Origin of the sequence: Stenotrophomonas maltophilia group sp. RNC7 (assembly GCF_030910085.1) — a bacterium.
GTDB lineage: Bacteria > Pseudomonadota > Gammaproteobacteria > Xanthomonadales > Xanthomonadaceae > Stenotrophomonas > Stenotrophomonas sepilia.
In genome coordinates this window covers 1-421 of the sequence record NZ_JAVFVN010000467.1, presented here as the reverse complement: position 1 = coordinate 421, position 421 = coordinate 1, and the positions used below count along the sequence as shown (strand labels likewise).

Here is a 421-nt window from a genome sequence, read left to right as displayed (position 1 = left end):
AAGTATACTGCATAGTACGATTCCTTATCCTTCTTCTTCAATTTCAACGGCTTGACAAGCGTGTGAAGGGGGTCTTGGCCTTCCCGTTCCATCGCCCCAAGTTGAGCCGTCAATTGCGGCAAGTTCACGTCTATCCCCCCTTATAAATGACGCACAATTTCAAACAGCCCGTGACCGTTCGAATTTTTGGCCCCGAGCCCCACGTCATAGGTCAACTGAATGAGTTCAAGGTCGCCATCCAGAACAAACTCCCCCATCCAGCCTTTGATTATTGTAGATTTGAATTTTGTTGTTTTGGGTTTTACTCGTTCCCGATGAAGGGGTGTCAGGGTCAGCATTTTCTCTCCTCCTGGAGGCTCCCCATGCAACGCTTCGTATTTCTTGAGAGCGTTTGCGCGAATAAGCGAACTGAACTCTTCTT

General features: G+C 48.2%; 1 protein-coding gene. It reads right to left on the bottom strand.

Translation table 11 applies throughout. The annotated features are described in order from the left end of the window. Positions 1–140 precede the first annotated feature (140 nt). On the bottom strand, positions 141–421 hold a 281-nt coding region (locus RCF13_RS07945; protein ID WP_308141050.1), incomplete at its 5' end, for a CRISPR-associated endoribonuclease Cas6.